This window comes from Ciceribacter sp. T2.26MG-112.2 (genome assembly GCF_900492205.1).
In the GTDB taxonomy this organism is placed as follows: Bacteria; Pseudomonadota; Alphaproteobacteria; order Rhizobiales; family Rhizobiaceae; genus Allorhizobium; species Allorhizobium naphthalenivorans_A.
In genome coordinates this window covers 1-1,272 of record NZ_UEYQ01000063.1, presented here as the reverse complement: position 1 = coordinate 1,272, position 1,272 = coordinate 1, and the positions used below count along the sequence as shown (strand labels likewise).

2 protein-coding genes are annotated in these 1,272 nt (G+C 53.8%); one reads left to right on the top strand and one right to left on the bottom strand.

Annotation, left to right across the window (positions count from 1 at the left end):
- Window positions 1-92: 92 nt before the first annotated feature.
- On the bottom strand, window positions 93-263 hold the full coding sequence (locus DYZ14_RS23990; RefSeq protein WP_154722938.1) for a DUF5343 domain-containing protein: 171 nt from the start codon (window positions 261-263) through the stop codon (window positions 93-95).
- Between the two features lie 463 nt (window positions 264-726).
- On the opposite strand from DYZ14_RS23990, the gene DYZ14_RS24705 reads away from it, so the two are divergent.
- Entirely contained in the window at window positions 727-1,149 is a 423-nt protein-coding gene (locus tag DYZ14_RS24705) for an FRG domain-containing protein (RefSeq protein ID WP_445292621.1), read from the top strand.
- Window positions 1,150-1,272 lie beyond the last annotated feature (123 nt).

The following is a 1,272-nucleotide window of genomic DNA, read 5'->3' as shown; positions in this document are numbered from 1 at the left end:
GCCGACGGCGCTCCACGGACGTGATGACTTCAATTGGATGCTTGGTCATAGGACTACTCCTAGTGTTTGCACTAGGACTTCCGATGTTCGCATCAACCTCGCAAGGCGGCCTTCACCGGGCGCTTACGATCGTTTGACGAGCTAAAGCCCCAATCCTTCAGGAGTTGCACTGTAAACTGATCTGGCGCTTGACCGTCTTTCATCTTCTCAAAGAACTCTTTTACCTTTCCTGCTCCCACCAGGTACGTGTTGGTCAGTGTCACGATTGTTCCCCCTAAACAAAACCCCGCGGCAAACCTAGTCACCGCGGGGCTATCTTATCTCAGATGTAAGGCGGACCCTCATCTTGCAATTACCGACCATTCCCACGTTGAATTCCATAAGAATTTTCAAGTCTCGCGCACTGACTGTGGCCAATGCGCACTTTGTCAACCGCACTTAGGGCCATTCGCTTCAACCAATGCGGTTAGGGCGCAACTTCAGATTTCTCCCACGAGCTTTCGCTCTAGCATTCGGTCGTTTATTAAGTGCTGTTGATTGCTTGGGGAGAAAAATGTGGAGACAGTAGGTCACAAACCGCTGTGGGGGTTCGCCACTGAAAGCGCGGAAGTCCGCGAAGTCGATCAGCTCGAAGTAGCTAGCGGCGATGGCAAGCTCGTAAGGGATTACAACGAGCTCATCCAGACGCTGGCAAAGATCCAGTACCACAATCCAGATTTCGTTCTTATGCTTCGGGGGCAGACGCGGGATTACAGATCTGGCGAGGCTACCACTTTGAAACCCAGCATTCTGCGGAGTAGAGACGGCCGTTACCCAGGGCGAACGGAGCTTGATCGTCGTTTCACCAGACTTAGGAACGCTGAGCGGGCGCTTACGGAACAATTCCGTTTGTACAATATCCCGGACCCTAAGCAGCGGGTTTCGAAACATCGGGTCGTTCGCTGGGCCATCCTTCAGCACTACGAGGTCGTAGAGACTCCATTGCTCGACGTTACTCTGTCTCCTCGGATTGCCGCGTCGTTCGCCAGCATGCGCAACCGGGGGTGGGGGTACCTCTACGTTCTGGCGGTTCCGAACATCAGCGCAGCGGTGACCTCGAGCGCTGAAACTGGGCTGCAAATCATCAGACTGTCTAGCGTTTGTCCGTAACCGGTGTTCTACCCCCACATTGTCTGCAGGCTTCTGATTTGTGATCGACATTCCATGGATGAGCGACAAGGAGTTTCTCCATGGAGTCTACGTTGGAGGTTTTCACAACGGCGCGGAGCAGGC